The sequence below is a fragment of the Pseudomonas sp. USTB-Z genome (assembly GCF_019691255.1).
Classification (GTDB): domain Bacteria; phylum Pseudomonadota; class Gammaproteobacteria; order Pseudomonadales; family Pseudomonadaceae; genus Aquipseudomonas; species Aquipseudomonas alloputida.
In genome coordinates this window covers 1-370 of sequence record NZ_JAECZP010000092.1, presented here as the reverse complement: position 1 = coordinate 370, position 370 = coordinate 1, and the positions used below count along the sequence as shown (strand labels likewise).

General features: G+C 60.8%; 1 protein-coding gene. It reads left to right on the top strand.

Going from position 1 to position 370, the window contains the following annotated elements:
• On the top strand, positions 1 to 370 hold a 370-nt coding region (locus I8746_RS27000), incomplete at both ends, for an immunoglobulin-like domain-containing protein (RefSeq protein ID WP_221101232.1).

Here is a 370-nt window from a genome sequence, read left to right as displayed (position 1 = left end):
CACGTCGGTTACCGACGAGCCGGGTACGCCGGGCAACGAAGGCGACCTGGTCAAGGTCACCATCACGGCCGACCAGACTTCGGTGGCCGAGAACGTCAAACCGACCTTCACCGTACACATCAACACCGCCCTGGCCCACGATCTGGTCGTGACCCTGAGCAACAATGCTCAGGTCACCATCAAGGCCGGTGAAACCAGCGCGCCATACACCCACGCTGCGCAAGGCGATGACGTCTACAACGATGCTGGCCAGATCAGCCTGGGTATCAATTCGGCGGTAGACGTCACTGGTGCTAAGTTCGAGAACCTGCAACTGGGCGGTGCGGCTACCGTTCAGGTTACCGACACCACCGACGAAGTGGTGGCCAAG